This is a genomic window from Undibacterium sp. Ji42W (genome assembly GCF_049340405.1).
Classification (GTDB): domain Bacteria; phylum Pseudomonadota; class Gammaproteobacteria; order Burkholderiales; family Burkholderiaceae_D; genus Undibacterium.
Genome location: NZ_JBMPOV010000023.1, coordinates 1 through 16,632, shown reverse-complemented (window position 1 = coordinate 16,632; position 16,632 = coordinate 1). Strand labels below are relative to the sequence as shown.

Here is a 16,632-nt window from a genome sequence, read left to right as displayed (position 1 = left end):
CACGTCTTCAATAATCTCAATTCGCGCTATGTCAACTTCCCACGTTTGTATCCTGGACGAGCCAAGATGATTGAAACCCCAACATTAGATAAATTACATGGATCAGCAAGTGTTCGATTGACGGCACGAAATGGGTCTTGGGATCAGGAAATAAGGTGGGGTGTAAGTGTTCTGCCCGAAGATGAACCGGGAACAATTAGGGGTGCATTTAGAGTCACAAAAAATTCAGATGATGCCAACCCTATGCGTGTGGTCATCGAACATGGCTATCCAGGGGAAACTCCATCAGATAAGGAATGGGGCCACCGCCAAAGGTTTGAATCTTCCTTTGGTTCAGTGCATGTTTACCATGACGTGTAGAGTGCGGCGATTGATCCGTTAGAAGGCGGCTCAGATCAATATAAGAAAGCGCAAAATTACCTGCAAACATGTGCAAAGTTTCGCGCCGCCTTACAAACAGTGACTGCGCAGATATTCCAAACGTGAGTCAAAAACAAAAAAGCCCTTGGAATCATCCAAGGGCTTTTCATATTCATGGCGGAGAAGGGGGGATTCGAACCCCCGGTAGGGATAAACCTACGCACGCTTTCCAGGCGTGTGACTTAAACCACTCATCCACCTCTCCTGCATTCGCTAAAACTTGCCGTAACAGCGAAGTCCGCTATTCTAGCAAAGCAAACTTCATTATGGAAGCTTTTTTCTTGTTTTTTGTAAATTTTGCTATGGATTAAGTCAGGCGCCCAGCCATGGCAGGCCGTTTTGGCACCAGCCGCCTACGGTTTTTCTGTGGCCTTGTTCGTCTTTGTCGCCCTCGAAGCCTTGCAGGATGTCGAAGCAGTTGGCGTAACCATTTTCGCTGGCCAGCCTGGCACCGTGGCGTGAGCGTACGCCGGAACGGCAGAGGAAGAGGATGATGCTGTCCTTGTCGGGCACACTGGCTTGCAATTGTGAGAGAAAGTCGGGGTTGGGTGTGCCGCCTGGGTAGAGACTCCATTGCACGGCCAGGTGTTGGGCTTCGCTGATGTTGACTCTGCCTACCCAGTCGCGTTCGGCATTGGTGCGTACATCGACGAGTAATATTTTGCTGTCATTTTGCAGTAGCGCAAAGGCTTCTTGCGGGCTGACTGCGCCTGCGTATGGCAGAGCTTGTTCCTGGCCGCGCTGGCGCGCTGTTTGCAGGGTTTGGTCTATGGACATGATGGTTCCTTTATTGAAAATAGCGATTGCAAAAAAGGTAGTGCTGATGTGCCCGCTAGTTTATATTAAATCGGCACTGGGTTTTCCGTACAGATAACCCTGGTAGGAAAGGCAGCCTTGCTGCTGCAAGAAGTCGCGCTGGGCTGCGGTCTCTACTCCTTCTGCAATCACAGCGAGACCCAGGCTTTGGCCTAGGGCGATGATGGTCCTGGTGATGACGGCATCATTATTGTTGCTGACGATGTCGCGCACAAAGGACTGGTCTATCTTGAGCTGGTCCAGCGGCAGGCGTTTGAGATAGGAGAGGGATGAGTAGCCGGTGCCAAAGTCATCCAGTGAAAAGCCTACGCCCTTGGCTTTTAACTGGTTCATCTTGTCTATGGTTTCTTCTATATTGTCGATCAACAAGCTTTCTGTCAGTTCTAGTTTGAGTTTGCTGGCATTGATATTGTAGTGAGCGATGTTGCCGAGCACTTGCGCAACAAAATCACATTGCCTGAACTGGCGTGCGCTGACATTGACCGCCAGGGTCATGTGCTGCTTGCCTGCGGTTTTTTGCCATGCGGCGAGTGTGGCGCAGGCGGTTTTTAGTATCCATGCACCCAGACTGATGATGAGGCCTGATTCTTCTGCCAGCGGAATAAAGTTGCAGGGTGGCACCAGGCCTTTTTGCGGATGCTGCCAGCGTACCAGGGCTTCGGCACCTGTCACTTGCCCGGTGCTGCTGACTTGCGGCTGATAATATAAAACGAATTGTTCCTGTTGCAGACCCAGGCGCATGTCGGCTTCCAGTGCTGCGCGGGTATTGACGATATCAAGCATGTCCTTGTCGAAGAAGCGGAAAGTATTGCCACCGCTGGATTTGGCTTCATACATGGCGACTTCAACTTGCTTGAGCAGTTCTTCGGCTGAGGTGCTTTGTTTGTCGAACAGGGTGATGCCTATGCTGGCACTGCTGTGGAATTCGGCATGATCAAGATCGTAGGCTGCAGCGAGGTCTGCGAGAATCTTGGTCGCGATCATTTGTGTTTCTATGGCAGTTTCGCGGATGTTGTCGCTGAGTTCCTCAAGCAGCAATACAAATTCATCGCCGCCATGGCGTGCCAAAGTGTCGCCCTTGCGTATGCTGTGGGCCAGGCGTTTTGCGGCAACCTGCAAGAGCATATCGCCTTTGCCGTGGCCACTGCTGTCATTGATGGTTTTGAAATTATCCAGGTCAAGAAACAGTATTGCGCCATATAGATTGCTGCGGCTTTTTGCCAGCAGGCTGTGTTGCAGGCGGTCTATGAGTAGTCTGCGGTTTGCGAGGCCAGTCAGCGGGTCGTGATAAGCCAGATGTTCCAGCTTTGCTTCGGCAGCTTTTCTTTGGGTGATGTCGAGCATGGTGGCGACATAGTTGATGACTTTGCCGCTTGGGTTTTTGACTGCGGTAATGGTCAGCCATTCTGGATAAACTTCGCCATTTTTTCTGCGGTTCCAGATTTCGCCCTGCCAATAGGCGTTGGTATCAAGCTGTCTGCCCATGTCTTCATAATAGCCCGCGCCGTGCAGGCCGGATTTGAGCAGGCTGGTTTGTTTGCCCAGAGCTTCTTCGCGGTGGTAGCCGGTAATAAGAGTGAAGGCGTGATTGACGCGCAAGATGTTACGATGTTCGTCAGTGATGACCATGCCTTCCTGGGCTTCGAATGCGATGGCGGCAATGCGCAAGTCTTCTTCTACGAGTTTGCGTTTCGCGCGTTGCCTGCAAATGATTTTTTTGAGGCGTTGTTTTTGCTCGCGCGCTTCTCGTAACAGCTTGACCAGTTTCAGTGTGAAGGCAGTGCTTGCCAGCATGGCCAGAATAAAGCTCAGGGTGGCAAGCACAAGCGACTTTCGCGGACTGGGGTGAGGCAGCATAATTTATTATATAGGGTAGTCAATGGCAAGCTCTGGTTGTTTTAATTCCTTGCAAGATCCTCGGGCGATGCATGACGAGCTTGGCAAAGATGAGGACAGTCTAAATGAGCGTGAATTTGATATTGACTTATGCAGTCTAAAGTTGATTTTGATCAAGTTTGCTTATTTATCATTAATTAAAATTGATGTACTGCTACTAATGAATCATCGGTATTTTGACAAGTGCTGAAACGCGCACCAAAAATATGCAAAATAATGATTGGCAACAAAATATGCACCAAAAAGGGATGGTTAAAGTGTTTCGCATTATTTTGGTGCAATTATTGATTGGGCTTAATCATAAGTCGTTTCTACTTTCGACAAGAAAACGCCACAAAAACAAGCATTTAACAAATTTCAAATTTATATATGACTGATCTGGATGATGGCACGGTTTCTGCTATTATCCCCACTGAGTTTAGCCGCCAAGCGAAAATGCTGATATAAGAACAATAAGGCAAGGTTTGTCTGTTGGTCAAAATTGCATTTAACTGGCAGGCGCAGGGCTCGGCAATTTCCCGAATTTATTTTTAGCTCTCAGAGGAGTTTCACATGGCAATGACAGCCGCAGAAGTCTTGAAAATGGCGAAAGATAACGAAGTCAAATTCGTTGATTTTCGCTTTGCTGATACACGAGGCAAAGAACAGCACGTAACTGTTCCAGTTTCCCAGTTCGACATCGATAAATTCGAATCTGGCCACGCATTCGACGGCTCGTCCATCGCTGGCTGGAAAGGCATTGAAGCATCCGACATGTTGTTGATGCCAGATCCATCTACTGCCAACATTGATCCATTCTTTGAAGAAACCACATTGTTCATGCAATGTGACGTGATCGAGCCATCTGATGGTAAAGGCTATGACCGTGACCCACGCTCTATTGCTAAACGTGCTGAAGCGTATTTGAAATCCTCTGGCATTGGTGACACAGCTTACTTTGGCCCAGAGCCAGAATTCTTCATTTTTGACAGCGTACGCTGGAAAGTAGACATGTCTGGCTGTTTCGTCAAGATCGATTCTGACGAAGCTTCCTGGACGACAGGCGAGAAGCTGGAAGGTGGCAATACTGGTCATCGTCCAACGGTTAAAGGCGGTTACTTCCCGGTTCCTCCGGTTGATAGCTTTCAGGACATGCGTTCTGAAATGTGTCTGATTCTGGAATCCCTGGGTATCCCGGTTGAAGTGCATCACCATGAAGTGGCTGGCGCTGGTCAAAATGAGATCGGTACCAAGTTCTCTACGCTGGTAGAGCGCGCTGACTGGACACAAAACCTGAAATACGTAGTCTGGAATGTTGCCCACACTTATGGCAAGACAGCGACTTTCATGCCTAAACCTATCGTTGGCGACAACGGTTCTGGCATGCACGTACATCAATCCATCTGGAAAGATGGCAAAAACCTGTTTGCTGGCGATGGCTATGCTGGTTTGTCTGATTTCGCCTTGTATTACATCGGCGGTATCATCAAGCATGCCAAAGCATTGAATGCGATCACTAACCCAGGTACCAACTCTTACAAGCGTCTGGTTCCAGGTTATGAAGCGCCGGTTAAACTGGCTTATTCTTCACGTAACCGTTCTGCTTCTATCCGCATTCCTTACGTTGCCAATCCAAAAGGCCGCCGTATTGAAACACGTTTCCCTGATCCATTGGCGAACCCATATCTGTGCTTCTCTGCACTGATGATGGCCGGTCTGGATGGTGTGCAGAACAAGATTCATCCTGGTGAAGCCGCCAGCAAAGATTTGTACCATTTGCCACCAGAAGAAGATGCATTGATCCCGACAGTATGCGCATCTTTGGAAGAAGCGCTGGAAGCATTGAACAAAGACCGCGAGTTCCTGACACGCGGCGGCGTATTCAGCGACAGCATGATCGATGCGTACATTGATTTGAAAATGCAAGAAGTACAACGCTTCCGCATGACAACTCACCCTGTTGAATTTGACATGTATTATTCTCTGTAATTACCCTCTAATCAGGATAAAAAAGCAAAAAAGCGGGGGTAACCCCGCTTTTTTTGTTACAAATGCTAATTTGTTCGTAATTGTGTTGCACGGCTGCATGACATACACTTACAGTCTATCCATGAATATTGCTTTCCTATGAACCGACTCTTGTCAGGATTACTTCTTTTTATTGGCGTGCAGGCGTATGCCCATGCACAGACCGAGGTATATCTATGCGTCGATGATAATGGCAAAAAAGAGTACAAGAACACTGGTGCCGTCAAAGGTTGCAAGAAAGTGGATTTGCAGGGCATTACAGTGCTTCCTGCGCCAACACCACCTGCCGCTGGCAAAAAACCGCAAGGCAAGCCTGCCAGTAGCCCCAGCGATTTCCCCAAGGTAGATGACAGTACCCAAAAGGCCAGGGATTCTGATCGTAAGCAGATTTTGATGGATGAGCTGAAGACAGAAGAACAAAAACTGGCAAACATCAAGAAAGAATACAATAATGGTGAGCCGGAGCGCCGTGGTGATGAAAGAAATTTCGCCAAATATCAGGAACGCACCAATTTGATGAAAGAAGACATCAGCCGCACCGAAAAAAACATAGAAGCACTGAAACGTGAAATTGCCAATGCAAAATAAGTTGCCAGTGTGAATGGCAAAAGTGCTCTCTGGGCATGATGCTTGCGTAAAGGTCGCTCTGTGCGGCCTTTTTTTTATGGACAAGTTTTGAAAACTCCACTTACCTCATTTGCCGGACTGGACCTGCTGACATCCGCTGTCATTGTGCTGGATGCTGACGGTTGCATTTTATTTGCCAATGCTGCTGCGGAAAATTTACTGGACTCTTCTTTCAAGTCACTTACGCATTTGAAGCTGACGGACCTGTTTTTGAATGGTCAGGAATTGACTGCCGTCTTCCATCAGGCGGTAGCCCATCAGTTTGCGGACAAGCGCCAGGACCTGACGCTGGAGCGGGCAGGGCGCGACCCTTTACATGTGCACAGCATCGTCACTGCGCTCGATAATCCCGAGACGCCGGTGCTGATAGAGCTGCGTGAAAACGTACAACAACTTAAGCTCGACAGGGAAGAGCGCATGCTCGACCAGAGCAAGGCCAACAAGGAGTTGATCCGTAACCTGGCGCATGAAATCAAGAATCCGCTAGGCGGCATACGTGGCGCAGCGCAATTGCTGGAACTGGAATTGCCCGAGCGCCACCTGCGTGAATTGCGCGAATACACCCAGGTCATCATCAAGGAGGCTGATAGGTTGCAGACCCTGGTGGACCGCTTGCTGGCACCGCATCGACTTCCACATATTGTCGGTGATGTGAATATCCACGAAGTGTGTGAACGTGTGCGCAGCCTGATTGTCGCTGAATTTCCACAAGGCCTGACCATCAGTCGTGACTATGATTTATCCATACCTGAATTTCGTGGTGACAAAGAGCAGCTTATACAGACGGTGCTAAACATTGCCCACAATGCGGCGCAAGCACTCAATGAGCGTATCAGGCAGGGCGACGCCGTGCTGACTTTCAAGTCGCGCGTGGTGCGCCAGATCACTTTGGCCAAGGTTCGTTACAGGCTGGCATTAGACTTGCATATCATCGATAACGGTCCGGGCATCCCACCCGAGATTCGCAACCGTATTTTCTATCCCCTGGTGTCAGGCAAGGAAGGCGGTAGCGGTTTGGGATTGACGCTGGCACAGACTTTCGTTGAACAACATTTAGGTGTCATCGAATGCGAGAGCCGGCCAGGATGTACGGATTTCCGGATACTGATACCACTACCTTAAATAAAGGTGTGGTAAAGCGGCGGCACCAAAAGTGCTCCTTCTATCGATATGCTTAACACAGACTGCAAAACGACAATATGAAACCAATCTGGATAGTGGACGACGACGATTCAATTCGCTGGGTGCTGGAAAAGGCACTGGCGAGAGAAAATCTGGCAACCCGCAGCTTCACCAATGCAAGAGATGCGATGAATGCCTTGCAAAGCGATACGCCGCAAGTGCTGGTGTCTGATATACGCATGCACGGCGCATCCGGCCTTGAACTCTTGCAAACCGTCAAAGCAAAATATCCCGGCCTGCCTGTGATTATCATGACGGCGTTTTCTGATCTGGAGTCGGCAGTGGCGGCTTTTCAGGGCGGTGCGTTTGAATATCTGGCCAAGCCGTTTGACCTGGATAAAGCAGTTGAGCTGATACGCCGCGCCATGGATGAAAGCCTGCGTGAATCCAGTGTCGAGCAAAGCATGTCTGAAACGCCTGAAATACTTGGCCAGGCACCTGCCATGCAAGATGTGTTTCGTGCGATAGGCAGGTTGTCGCAATCGAATGTAACGGTACTGATTACAGGCGAATCAGGTAGTGGCAAGGAATTAGTGGCGCGTGCCTTGCATAAGCATAGCCCACGTTCTTCACAGCCTTTCATCGCCTTGAATACCGCAGCTATCCCCAAGGATTTGCTGGAATCAGAATTGTTTGGTCATGAGCGTGGTGCATTTACTGGCGCGCAAACTACGCGCCGTGGCCGCTTCGAGCAAGCCGAGGGCGGCACGCTGTTCCTTGATGAAATTGGTGACATGCCTTTTGATTTACAAACTCGCTTGTTGCGGGTTTTGTCGGATGGCCATTTTTATCGCGTTGGCGGACATCAGCCCATGAAGGCGAATGTGCGTGTGATCGCTGCGACTCACCAAAACCTGGAAACCCGTGTTAAAGACGGTTTGTTCCGGGAAGACTTGTATCACCGCCTGAACGTCATCCGCTTGCGATTGCCCAGTTTGCGCGAGCGTCGCGAAGATATCCCGCTGTTGACCAAATACTTTTTGAACCAGAGCGCCAAGCAACTGGGTGTGGATGTCAAACGCATGTCGGAACCGGCATTGCAATTTTTGTCCAGTCTGGATTTTCCGGGTAATGTCCGCCAATTGGAAAACCTGTGCAACTGGATCACCGTCATGGCACCAGGCCAGACGGTGGAAGTGCCTGATTTGCCACAAGATCTGGTGCCAATTGCAATGGGCGCGGTGAATGCAGTTCAGGCTTCTGTTGGTGGCAGTGTAAATGAAACTCATGGCAGGGGAGGCGATCAACATCCGCAGGCGCAAGCGTCACAAATCAATGGCAGTGCCTATCCAGAAAAACCGGTATACCGCAGTGGCGAAAGCTGGGTTTCTTTGCTGGAAGCAGAGGCGACAGCCATGCTGGCAGAAGGGCAGTCAGAAGTCATTGACAAGCTGGGACGTTGCTTTGAGTCTGTCGTCATCAAGGCTGCATTGCGTCACACCCATGGACGCAAGAATGATGCTGCGATACGCCTGGGCATAGGCAGGAATACCATTACCCGTAAGATTCAGGAATTGGGAATAGATGGGGTGAAGGACGAATAGTTTTAGATTTAAATTTATAAAAACCAATGGCTGCAATTTGCAGCCATTGGTTTTTATAAATTGCGCCAGAGTGCGAAGCTTAGCAGGCAAAAGAAAGCCGCCACAATATCATCCCACATGACTCCAAAGCCCCCTTTGAAGTGGCGATCAAAATAGCCTATCGGTGGTGGCTTGACCATGTCAAAAAAACGGAAGCCTATAAACGCCCACAACTGGGTTTGCCAATCCGCAGGTACGATAAATAGCAGCACCAGCCAGAAGGCAATGATCTCATCCCACACCATGCTGCCATGATCAGCAATCCCCATGTTTTTGCCTGTGACATGACATGCCCAAACACCAATAGCAAAGCCAATGATAATGATGGCGAGCCAGTTAAGTGTCGTGAATACCTCAGGCCAGCGGCTGGATAGTACGTAAAAACTCAGCCATGCAAACAGGGTACCTGAGGTGCCGGGCATGATGGGTGATAAGCCGCTGCCAAAACCCTGGGCCAGAATATGGGCAGGGTGACGCAGCATGAAGCGCCAGCCGGTATGGATGACGATGGCTGTCTGGTCGTTCTCTAAAGTGCTCATGGATTAACGAAGTGATCGAAGGATTTATATTGCAGATGTACTGGCTTGCCATCTTGATCAATCAGGTGCAAGCCAGCATTTTCTTCTATCTGACCTATGCGCGTGACAGCAGTGTGCGATTTTGTCGCTGCTGCAATGACTTGTTGTCTGTTGCTGACGGGAGCCGTAAAACATAGCTCATAATCATCGCCGCCGTTAAGTGTAAATTGCCTGCGCAATTCCTGGGGCTGCGTTTGCAAGACTGGGCCAGCGGGCAATTGATCGATAAACAGACTGGCACCGACTTGTGATTTCTCCAGAATATGGCCAAGATCACCCGCCAGACCATCAGAAATATCCAGTGCCGCATGCGCTATGCCACGCAAGGCCATGCCCAGTGCAATACGCGGGCTGGGTTGGTGCATGCGTGTTGCCGCCAATTGGTGATCAGATTCGCTGAGGGTGACTTCTTTCCAGTAACCCGCTAAAGCCAGGCGGGCATCACCGAGCGTGCCGGATACCCAGATGTCGTCACCAACTTTAGCAGCATCGCGGCGCAGGGCGGTGCCAGGTGGCAGCTCACCAAAAATTGTAATGCAAATATTGAGCGGACCTTTGGTAGTGTCGCCACCTATCAGTTGGCAATGATGTTCATCAGCCAGCACCAGCAAGCCGCGTGAAAATTCTGCGAGCCAATCCTCGCTTGCTTCAGGCAGCGACAATGCCAGGGTAAATCCAAGTGGCGTTGCGCCCATGGCAGCCAGGTCAGACAAATTCACAGCCAGGCATTTATGACCCAGTTTGTAAGGGGCAGCATCCGGGAAAAAGTGGCGGCCAGATACCAGCATGTCACTGGAAATGGCCATCTGCATGCCGGGGCTAGGGTTGAGCAGGGCGCAATCATCCCCAATGCCGAGGGCGATGCGGCTGTCATGGATACTGTGCTGCGCAAAATAGCGCTTGATGAGATCAAATTCGGAAAGCATGCGCGCATTGTACCTAAGGTGGCTCAGGATTCAAGATAAACCCCAGCACCCTCGGTACTATGCGCTTGGCCAATTTAGTTCGAAGGGGTTGCTTGTGCTTCTGTTAATTCTGCTATCAGTGCATTTCTCGATTTGGCATCTTGCGGAGCAACTGCAAAGCCATGCAATTTTTTGCTCTTATCAAAGTAACGGCTGATGGTGACACCATCCGTATGATCTGATTCCCAAGCGCCTGATTTACTGACAGCAAACGCAGGCGGGATCAATGCAACCGGGTAGCTGGGCGTCTTGACCAGCACAGCGGCTGGTTTCATGTCTATGCCAGTCAACTGACCTGTCAGGCTTTGCGCAATTGCCCTCGCAGCGGTCATGATGGGCGCGACATAGGGCATCAGACATTGACTGCCATCGGCTTGCTTGTACTGCGCACAGTCACCAAGTGCAAATATGGGGGGGGCACTGGTCTGGCCGTATTCATTGATAATAATACCGCGATCAGTCTGCAATTGCGCCGCCTGAGCCAGACGTATATCCGCACGCAAACCGACTGCTGACAAGACGACATCGGCGTCAAAGCTCTCGCCATTAGTCAGTTTTACCTGTAAGGCATTTCCCCGCACATCAATCTGGCTGGCAGTGGTGCCCAGTTTGAGTCGTACACCTTTTGCGCTCAGGGCAGCTTGCAAGCCTTGTGAAATAGCTGTCGGTGCCAGCGCAGCGAGCGGCAGGGCGTTTGGATCTATCAAAGTGACTTCATGCCCCGCGTTGGCCAAGTCATCGCTGAATTCACAGCCGATCAAACCTGCGCCCAGAATCGTGACCCTGGCCTTGTCACCAGTTTGCGCCAGCTTGTCGCGAAACACGGCATAATCTGCCAGGTTATTGACGGACAAAACCTGGTCTGCCGCGGTGCCAGCGATAGGCAGGCGTATTACTTGCGCACCAAGCGCCAGCACCAATTGGGCATAATCAAAATTACCTACTTTGGTTTGTATGGTCTGCGCCTCTTTATTAATGCCGCTCACCAGAGTTTTAGTCAGGATAGTGGCAGTCAATTCGGCTGCCATCTGATCTACCGTTTTACTCTGCAATTGTTGCGGTTGCTTGCCCATTGCAAAAGCATTCGACAGCATAGGCTTGGAATAAAAGCCGCCATCATCGCCAGTAAAGATCAACAAGGGCGTAGTTTTATCGAGCTTGCGGAATTCTCTCGCGATTGTATAACCAGCCAGGCCGGAACCGATGATGGCGATGGGTTTCATGGCTACCTCAAATTTCTATCATGTCAAAATCAGCTTTGGCAACGCCGCAATCAGGGCATTCCCAGTCGGCTGGAATATCATCCGAGCGCGTGCCAGCGGCGATGCCTTCTTCTGGCAAGCCATTGGATTCTTCATAGATAAAACCGCATACGATGCATTGATAAGTTTTCATGGTGTCCTCTGTATTTTTTGATGATATGTTTTTCGGGGCTCAGGCCTGATTGGCTTCCAGCACGGCGCGGTAGTGATTGGCGTGGCGTTCTTCTACCTTGGCCAATGCAGCAAAGCGTTTCGCGGCGATTTCTAAAGTCCGCTTAAAGTTTTCAGCGTGTTCCTTAGATTCTGCGATTTGCTCATCGTATTCAGCGACAGCAGCCTGGTTGCCTTCTTCCACAGCGAGATGGCGGAATTTTGGGTACATTTCTGTGTATTCATAAGTCTCACCTTCGATAGCGATTTCCAAAGCGCGTTGTGGTGTCAGCTGGCTTTTGGGATATAACAAATCCAGGTGGCCAAAGGCATGCATGACTTCTTGATTAGCGGTTGCTTCAAATGCTTCTGCAATGTCGATCGCACCTGCTTCACGAGCCAATTTGGCGAAGTAGCGGTATTTGATATGCGCCATGGATTCGCCAGCAAAAGCGGATTCAAGGTTTTGGATGGTGACGGATGGGTTTGCCTGGGTGCTCATAGTGCTCTCCTTGGTTACTTGCGGATGTTGTTTGCATTTGCTATCAACGTGGAATGCATGATAGATTTTAATGATTGATTTTAAAAGACAATTGATTTTATCGATTTGATAGTTAAGAGCTATGTGTTCTTGCCTAACAGAATAAATTGCATTTGGTTATGCTAGAAAAGCATAAGAGTCGTACAAATACGTATAAAGTTAGAGGGTTCCCTCTGCTAGAATCTCTACCAGTAAGATTTCCGTAAGCAAAAAAATAGAAAGAAGGTCAAGCACATGGATTCGTCAGATCAAAAAGAGCAAATACGTCAACAATTGCGTCAGGCGGCGTTGGAATATCATGAATTTCCGACTCCTGGCAAAATCAGTGTCACTGCAACCAAGCAGCTGACGAATCAACGTGATCTGGCTTTGGCGTATTCCCCTGGTGTCGCTGCACCTTGTGAGGAAATCGTCGCAGATCCAACTGCTGCATTCAAATACACGGCCCGTGGCAACCTGGTGGGTGTCATCACCAACGGTACTGCAGTGCTGGGCCTGGGTAATATCGGCCCGCTAGCATCTAAGCCTGTGATGGAGGGCAAGGGCGTACTGTTCAAGAAGTTTGCCGGCATTGATGTATTCGATATCGAAATCAATGAATCCGACCCTGATAAACTGGTCGACATCATCGCTTCACTTGAGCCTACATTTGGCGGCATCAATCTGGAAGATATCAAAGCACCAGAATGCTTCTATATAGAGCGCAAACTGCGCGAGCGCATGCGCATACCGGTCTTCCATGATGATCAACATGGCACAGCGATTATTGTTGGCGCGGCCATCCTGAATGGTTTGAAAGTCGTCGGAAAAACGATCAAGAATACCAAGTTGGTGGTATCCGGTGCTGGTGCAGCGGCTCTGGCTTGCCTGGATTTGATCGTCGATCTGGGCTTCCCGCTGGAAAATATATTCGTTACTGATCTGGCAGGCGTGGTTTATAAAGGCCGTGTCGAGTTGATGGACCCGGACAAAGAACGCTTTGCGCAAGAAACTTCTGCCCGTAGCCTGCGTGATGTCATGCCCGATGCCGATATTTTCCTCGGTTTGTCTGCTGCCGGTGTGCTGAAGCAGGATATGGTCAAGCTGATGGCACCAAATCCTTTGATCCTGGCTTTGGCTAACCCGACGCCAGAAATTTTGCCTGAAGAAGTCAAGGCTGTACGTGATGATGCCATCATGGCGACAGGGCGCTCTGACTTCCCGAATCAAGTTAATAATGTCTTGTGCTTCCCGTATATTTTCCGTGGTGCTCTGGATTGCGGTGCAACCACGATCACGCGTGAAATGGAAATCGCGGTTGTGCATGCGATTGCTGAACTGGCCCAGGCTGAACAATCAGATGTCGTTGCGTCTGCGTATGGCATCAGCAATCTGTCCTTTGGCCCCGAATACCTGATACCGAAACCTTTTGATCCTCGCCTGATGATCAAGATTGCCCCCGCTGTAGCGCGTGCGGCAGAAGAGTGCGGCGTGGCTGTGCGTCCTATCCAGGATATGCAGGCGTATGTCGAGAAGCTGCAGCAATTCGTTTATCACAGTGGCACCTTCATGAAGCCATTGTTCCAAATTGCCAAAAAAGCACCTGCGGAACGCAAGCGTATCGTCTATGCCGAAGGCGAAGAAGAAAAAGTCTTGCGCGCAGTGCAGGTCATTGTGGATGAGAAACTGGCCGCGCCTATTCTTGTTGGCCGCCCGCATATCCTTGATCAGCGCATAGAAAAATTCGGCTTACGTCTCAAAGCAGGGGTCGATTTTGAAGTCATCAATCCAGAGCAAGATGATCGTTACCGTGATTACTGGCAGACCTATCATAAGATGACTGCCCGCAAAGGTGTGACCGAGCAATATGCCAAGCTGGAAATGCGCCGCCGCCATTCATTGATCGGTGCCATGATGATCCATAAAGGTGATGCTGACGGCATGATCTGTGGCACCTTTGGTACCACTGGCCTGCATCTGAATTACATCAACCAGGTATTGGGCAAGCGTGAAGGCGTCAATGTCTATGCCGCCATGAATGGCCTGGTGTTGCCAGACCGTCAGTTGGTGCTGGTTGATACGCATGTCAATGAAAACCCGACAGCGGAGCAAATTGCTGAGATCACGATTCTTGCAGCAGAAGAAATGCGTCGCTTTGGCTTGTTGCCTAAAGCAGCATTGTTATCGCATTCAAATTTTGGGTCTAGCAATAGCGAATCCGCACAAAAAATGCGTGCAGCATTGACGATTATCCAGCGTGATGCGCCTGATCTTGAGGTCGATGGTGAAATGCACGGTGATACAGCACTTGATACCAGCTATCGCAAGAAAATGATGCCGGATTCAACACTGAAAAGCGATGCCAATTTGCTCGTTATGCCGAATATTGATGCCGCAAATATTGCCTATAACCTGTTGAAAACAACGGCCGGTAATAACGTCGCGATTGGTCCTATCCTGCTGGGTTGTGCCAAACCTGTGCATATTTTGACGCCATCGGCCACAGTACGCCGCATCGTCAATATGACAGCTTTGTGCGTGGTGGACGTACTCGCACAGCGCTAAGCTGTCTTCAAATGTAAAAAAGCCAGCCTGATAGATTAGGCTGGCTTTTTTTGTTTTGTGGCGAGTTATTTTCCTTGTTTGACTGGTACGCGGCCAGTCGGCACAACATTCGATGCGTGCAGACAATGACCATGCTGGTCATCAAAAAACATATGTGGTTTGAATGCGGCCAGTACAGCTGACTTGTTGACGCCACCCATGAAGAAGGTTTCATCGATTGCGATATTCCAGGCGCGCAATGTGCGTATCACCCTTTCATGAGCGGGGGAGGCGCGTGCGGTCACCAGGGCTGTGCGTAGCGGGAAGGCGCGGCCATCCGGGGTTTTGAAATTATTTTGTAGATACGATAAAGCCAACAGCAATCTGGCAAAAGGCCCTTCCGGCAAAGGTTTCAGGGCATTTTCTCTCTCATGCTGCTCAAAGGCTTCCACCCCCTGCTCCTGATAGATGCGTTCAGACTCATCTGAGAAAATGACTGCGTCACCGTCAAAGGCAATGCGAATTTGCTCGGGGTCGGCAGCATTTTCCGGTAGCCGATATAACATTGCTGACGCTACACCTGAATTGATGGCAGATTGCACATCGTCTTCATGCAGAGATAAAAACAGGCTGACGTTAAAAGCCAGTAAGTAGGGTGCCAGTGGTGAACCGCCCGATAAGGCGGCGCGTGTAATATCCAGCCCATAGTGGGCGATGGAATTAAATATCCGCAAAGAAGTCTCAGACGAATTGCGCGACATGATGACAACTTCTACCAGTCTGTGACCAGGTGTTAGCTCATTGAGTTTCAATAGTGCTTTTACCAGAGCATAGCCTGCGCCTGGTTTCAGGATGCTGTTTTCTTCCTTGAGCTGATGCTGGCGATAAGTATCTAATCCTTGTTCCTGAAAAATGGTTTCTTCTGCCTCCAGATCAAACAGGGCGCGGGAAGAAATTCCTATGACTAATAGATTATCTAGTGAGAATGGCATATGGGATTGGCTGTCTTGTTATTTGGCGTTGATATAAAGCGCTGTTCTATTTATATAGCCTCACGGAACGTCAGATTGATTCTTTGTGTTCCCAGAAGTGGATGTGCCGCTTCCTTGATGGGTGCTACGCCATGGTAACGCAATCTGGCCGGGCCGCCCCAGACTACGACATCGCCATGTGCCAGATGATAGCGCTGGATTGCATCAGTGCGTTGCATACCACCAAAAAGAAATGTCGCAGGTATCCCTAATGAGAACGAGACGATAGGCGCGCCCAAATTTTTTTCATCCTTATCCTGATGCAGACTAAGGTGTGACCTTGCCTGATATTGATTGATCAGGCAGCTATCTGGCTTGAAGTCGGGGAAGCCAGCTTCTTGCGCCGCTTGCACGGCAAGTAAATAAAAACTGTCCGGCATGGCAGGCCAGTGCTCGCCATTTTCCGGATCATATGCGCTGTAACGATACCCATTACTATCCGACACCCAGCCCACCTCGCCGCAGCAAGTCATCGCGACTGACATACGGTGGCCATTAGGCGTGCGCATTTGCCGGAAGGGGTGCTTGCTTAATATCTGCTGTATGCCATCCAGCAATGCAATTTCATCACTCACTGAAAAATGCCTCAGTATCAGCGCACCTTCACAGATAGGTTCTATCCAGGGTTGCATATCGCTGGCGTCATCAAAAAGTGAATAATTCATAGACTTACTTCTGTTTGCTCATCTTATATGTACATAAGCGTAATTCATTTTTTGAAAGTTTGGCGCATAGAGAAAATTTCTCTTGCAAAACAGGTGGGGGATTTGCTATAGTTCGCCTCCCGCTGAAGAGCGGGTGCAGAAAGTGAAGCAATGCTTGGTTTGAGCGAAAGAAATGACGCAGAAAGCCAGAGTCTGAAAATATCCTGAAATAGTCGAGATTGATTCTAAAAAATTTAATCTAAACGAAATAAAAAAACAGGGTGTTGACAGCGGTAATAAAGTGCTTCATAATCTCGTTTCTCTGCTGCTGACGCACACAACGCTGCGACGCAAAACTGGATGAATAAGTAGTCTGGTGAGGCAGAAAAGATTTTGGTTCTTTAACA

General features: G+C 49.5%; 15 protein-coding genes and 1 tRNA gene. 6 read left to right on the top strand and 10 right to left on the bottom strand.

What is annotated here, in order from left to right; translation table 11 throughout:
• The first annotated feature begins 66 nt into the window (after positions 1-66).
• Positions 67-360: a hypothetical protein gene (locus tag ACO0LG_RS28930; protein WP_423031973.1), complete on the top strand. Its 294-nt coding sequence runs from the start codon at positions 67-69 to the stop codon at positions 358-360.
• Between the two features lie 175 nt (positions 361-535).
• Here the strand turns inward: ACO0LG_RS28930 and ACO0LG_RS28925 are convergent.
• From ACO0LG_RS28925 to ACO0LG_RS28915, 3 genes are all read right to left on the bottom strand, one after another.
• Positions 536-625: transfer RNA gene (locus tag ACO0LG_RS28925), tRNA-Ser, on the bottom strand.
• Positions 626-732: 107 nt separating this feature from the next.
• On the bottom strand, positions 733-1,197 hold the full coding sequence (locus ACO0LG_RS28920; RefSeq protein ID WP_423031971.1) for a rhodanese-like domain-containing protein: 465 nt from the start codon (positions 1,195-1,197) through the stop codon (positions 733-735).
• A gap of 60 nt (positions 1,198-1,257) precedes the next feature.
• Positions 1,258-3,060 (bottom strand): putative bifunctional diguanylate cyclase/phosphodiesterase, encoded by a 1,803-nt coding sequence (locus ACO0LG_RS28915; protein ID WP_423031969.1) that lies wholly within the window; start codon positions 3,058-3,060, stop codon positions 1,258-1,260.
• A gap of 624 nt (positions 3,061-3,684) precedes the next feature.
• Between ACO0LG_RS28915 and glnA the strand changes: the two genes are divergently transcribed.
• The 4 genes from glnA (at position 3,685) to ntrC (ending at position 8,492) form a co-directional block, all read left to right on the top strand.
• Complete coding sequence (gene glnA, locus ACO0LG_RS28910; RefSeq protein WP_423031967.1) at positions 3,685-5,100, top strand: type I glutamate--ammonia ligase; 1,416 nt, start codon at positions 3,685-3,687, stop codon at positions 5,098-5,100.
• Between the two features lie 138 nt (positions 5,101-5,238).
• A complete protein-coding gene (locus ACO0LG_RS28905; RefSeq protein ID WP_423031965.1) occupies positions 5,239-5,727 on the top strand; it encodes a DUF4124 domain-containing protein in 489 nt (162 codons plus the stop codon).
• An 87-nt stretch (positions 5,728-5,814) separates the two neighbouring features.
• Positions 5,815-6,888, top strand: a complete 1,074-nt coding sequence (glnL, locus tag ACO0LG_RS28900) for a nitrogen regulation protein NR(II) (RefSeq protein ID WP_423031963.1) — start codon at positions 5,815-5,817, stop codon at positions 6,886-6,888.
• 77 nt (positions 6,889-6,965) lie between these two features.
• Complete coding sequence (ntrC, locus tag ACO0LG_RS28895) at positions 6,966-8,492, top strand: nitrogen regulation protein NR(I) (RefSeq protein WP_423031961.1); 1,527 nt, start codon at positions 6,966-6,968, stop codon at positions 8,490-8,492.
• 53 nt (positions 8,493-8,545) lie between these two features.
• On the opposite strand, the gene ACO0LG_RS28890 is transcribed toward ntrC, so the two are convergent.
• The 5 genes from ACO0LG_RS28890 to ACO0LG_RS28870 form a co-directional block, all read right to left on the bottom strand.
• Positions 8,546-9,070: a phosphatidylglycerophosphatase A gene (locus ACO0LG_RS28890; protein ID WP_423031959.1), complete on the bottom strand. Its 525-nt coding sequence runs from the start codon at positions 9,068-9,070 to the stop codon at positions 8,546-8,548.
• Positions 9,067-10,035: a thiamine-phosphate kinase gene (thiL, locus tag ACO0LG_RS28885; protein WP_423031957.1), complete on the bottom strand. Its 969-nt coding sequence runs from the start codon at positions 10,033-10,035 to the stop codon at positions 9,067-9,069. The genes ACO0LG_RS28890 and thiL overlap by 4 nt, the downstream gene beginning before the upstream one ends.
• Positions 10,036-10,109: 74 nt before the next feature.
• A complete protein-coding gene (locus ACO0LG_RS28880) occupies positions 10,110-11,297 on the bottom strand; it encodes an FAD-dependent oxidoreductase (protein WP_423031956.1) in 1,188 nt (395 codons plus the stop codon).
• A gap of 7 nt (positions 11,298-11,304) precedes the next feature.
• Positions 11,305-11,469, bottom strand: a complete 165-nt coding sequence (locus ACO0LG_RS28875) for a rubredoxin (protein ID WP_423031954.1) — start codon at positions 11,467-11,469, stop codon at positions 11,305-11,307.
• Positions 11,470-11,508: 39 nt separating this feature from the next.
• Complete coding sequence (locus ACO0LG_RS28870) at positions 11,509-11,988, bottom strand: rubrerythrin family protein (RefSeq protein WP_423031952.1); 480 nt, start codon at positions 11,986-11,988, stop codon at positions 11,509-11,511.
• Positions 11,989-12,261: 273 nt separating this feature from the next.
• Between ACO0LG_RS28870 and ACO0LG_RS28865 the strand changes: the two genes are divergently transcribed.
• Positions 12,262-14,571: an NADP-dependent malic enzyme gene (locus ACO0LG_RS28865; RefSeq protein WP_423031950.1), complete on the top strand. Its 2,310-nt coding sequence runs from the start codon at positions 12,262-12,264 to the stop codon at positions 14,569-14,571.
• Between the two features lie 65 nt (positions 14,572-14,636).
• On the opposite strand, the gene ACO0LG_RS28860 is transcribed toward ACO0LG_RS28865, so the two are convergent.
• Both ACO0LG_RS28860 and alkB read right to left on the bottom strand, forming a co-directional pair.
• A complete protein-coding gene (locus ACO0LG_RS28860; protein WP_423031948.1) occupies positions 14,637-15,542 on the bottom strand; it encodes a 5'-nucleotidase in 906 nt (301 codons plus the stop codon).
• 50 nt (positions 15,543-15,592) lie between these two features.
• Positions 15,593-16,246 (bottom strand): DNA oxidative demethylase AlkB, encoded by a 654-nt coding sequence (gene alkB / locus ACO0LG_RS28855; RefSeq protein ID WP_423031946.1) that lies wholly within the window; start codon positions 16,244-16,246, stop codon positions 15,593-15,595.
• Positions 16,247-16,632: the final 386 nt, after the last annotated feature.

What these genes read in the sequence shown, in the direction of transcription:
- ACO0LG_RS28930 (WP_423031973.1), top strand. Translation starts at nt 67, where the DNA reads ATGATTGAAACCCCAACATTAGATAAATTACATGGATCAGCAAGTGTT.
- ACO0LG_RS28920 (WP_423031971.1), bottom strand. Translation starts at nt 1,197, where the DNA reads ATGTCCATAGACCAAACCCTGCAAACAGCGCGCCAGCGCGGCCAGGAA.
- glnA (WP_423031967.1), top strand. Translation starts at nt 3,685, where the DNA reads ATGGCAATGACAGCCGCAGAAGTCTTGAAAATGGCGAAAGATAACGAA.
- ACO0LG_RS28905 (WP_423031965.1), top strand. Translation starts at nt 5,239, where the DNA reads ATGAACCGACTCTTGTCAGGATTACTTCTTTTTATTGGCGTGCAGGCG.
- ntrC (WP_423031961.1), top strand. Translation starts at nt 6,966, where the DNA reads ATGAAACCAATCTGGATAGTGGACGACGACGATTCAATTCGCTGGGTG.
- ACO0LG_RS28890 (WP_423031959.1), bottom strand. Translation starts at nt 9,070, where the DNA reads ATGAGCACTTTAGAGAACGACCAGACAGCCATCGTCATCCATACCGGC.
- thiL (WP_423031957.1), bottom strand. Translation starts at nt 10,035, where the DNA reads ATGCTTTCCGAATTTGATCTCATCAAGCGCTATTTTGCGCAGCACAGT.
- ACO0LG_RS28880 (WP_423031956.1), bottom strand. Translation starts at nt 11,297, where the DNA reads ATGAAACCCATCGCCATCATCGGTTCCGGCCTGGCTGGTTATACAATC.
- ACO0LG_RS28875 (WP_423031954.1), bottom strand. Translation starts at nt 11,469, where the DNA reads ATGAAAACTTATCAATGCATCGTATGCGGTTTTATCTATGAAGAATCC.
- ACO0LG_RS28870 (WP_423031952.1), bottom strand. Translation starts at nt 11,988, where the DNA reads ATGAGCACCCAGGCAAACCCATCCGTCACCATCCAAAACCTTGAATCC.
- ACO0LG_RS28865 (WP_423031950.1), top strand. Translation starts at nt 12,262, where the DNA reads ATGGATTCGTCAGATCAAAAAGAGCAAATACGTCAACAATTGCGTCAG.
- ACO0LG_RS28860 (WP_423031948.1), bottom strand. Translation starts at nt 15,542, where the DNA reads ATGCCATTCTCACTAGATAATCTATTAGTCATAGGAATTTCTTCCCGC.
- alkB (WP_423031946.1), bottom strand. Translation starts at nt 16,246, where the DNA reads ATGAATTATTCACTTTTTGATGACGCCAGCGATATGCAACCCTGGATA.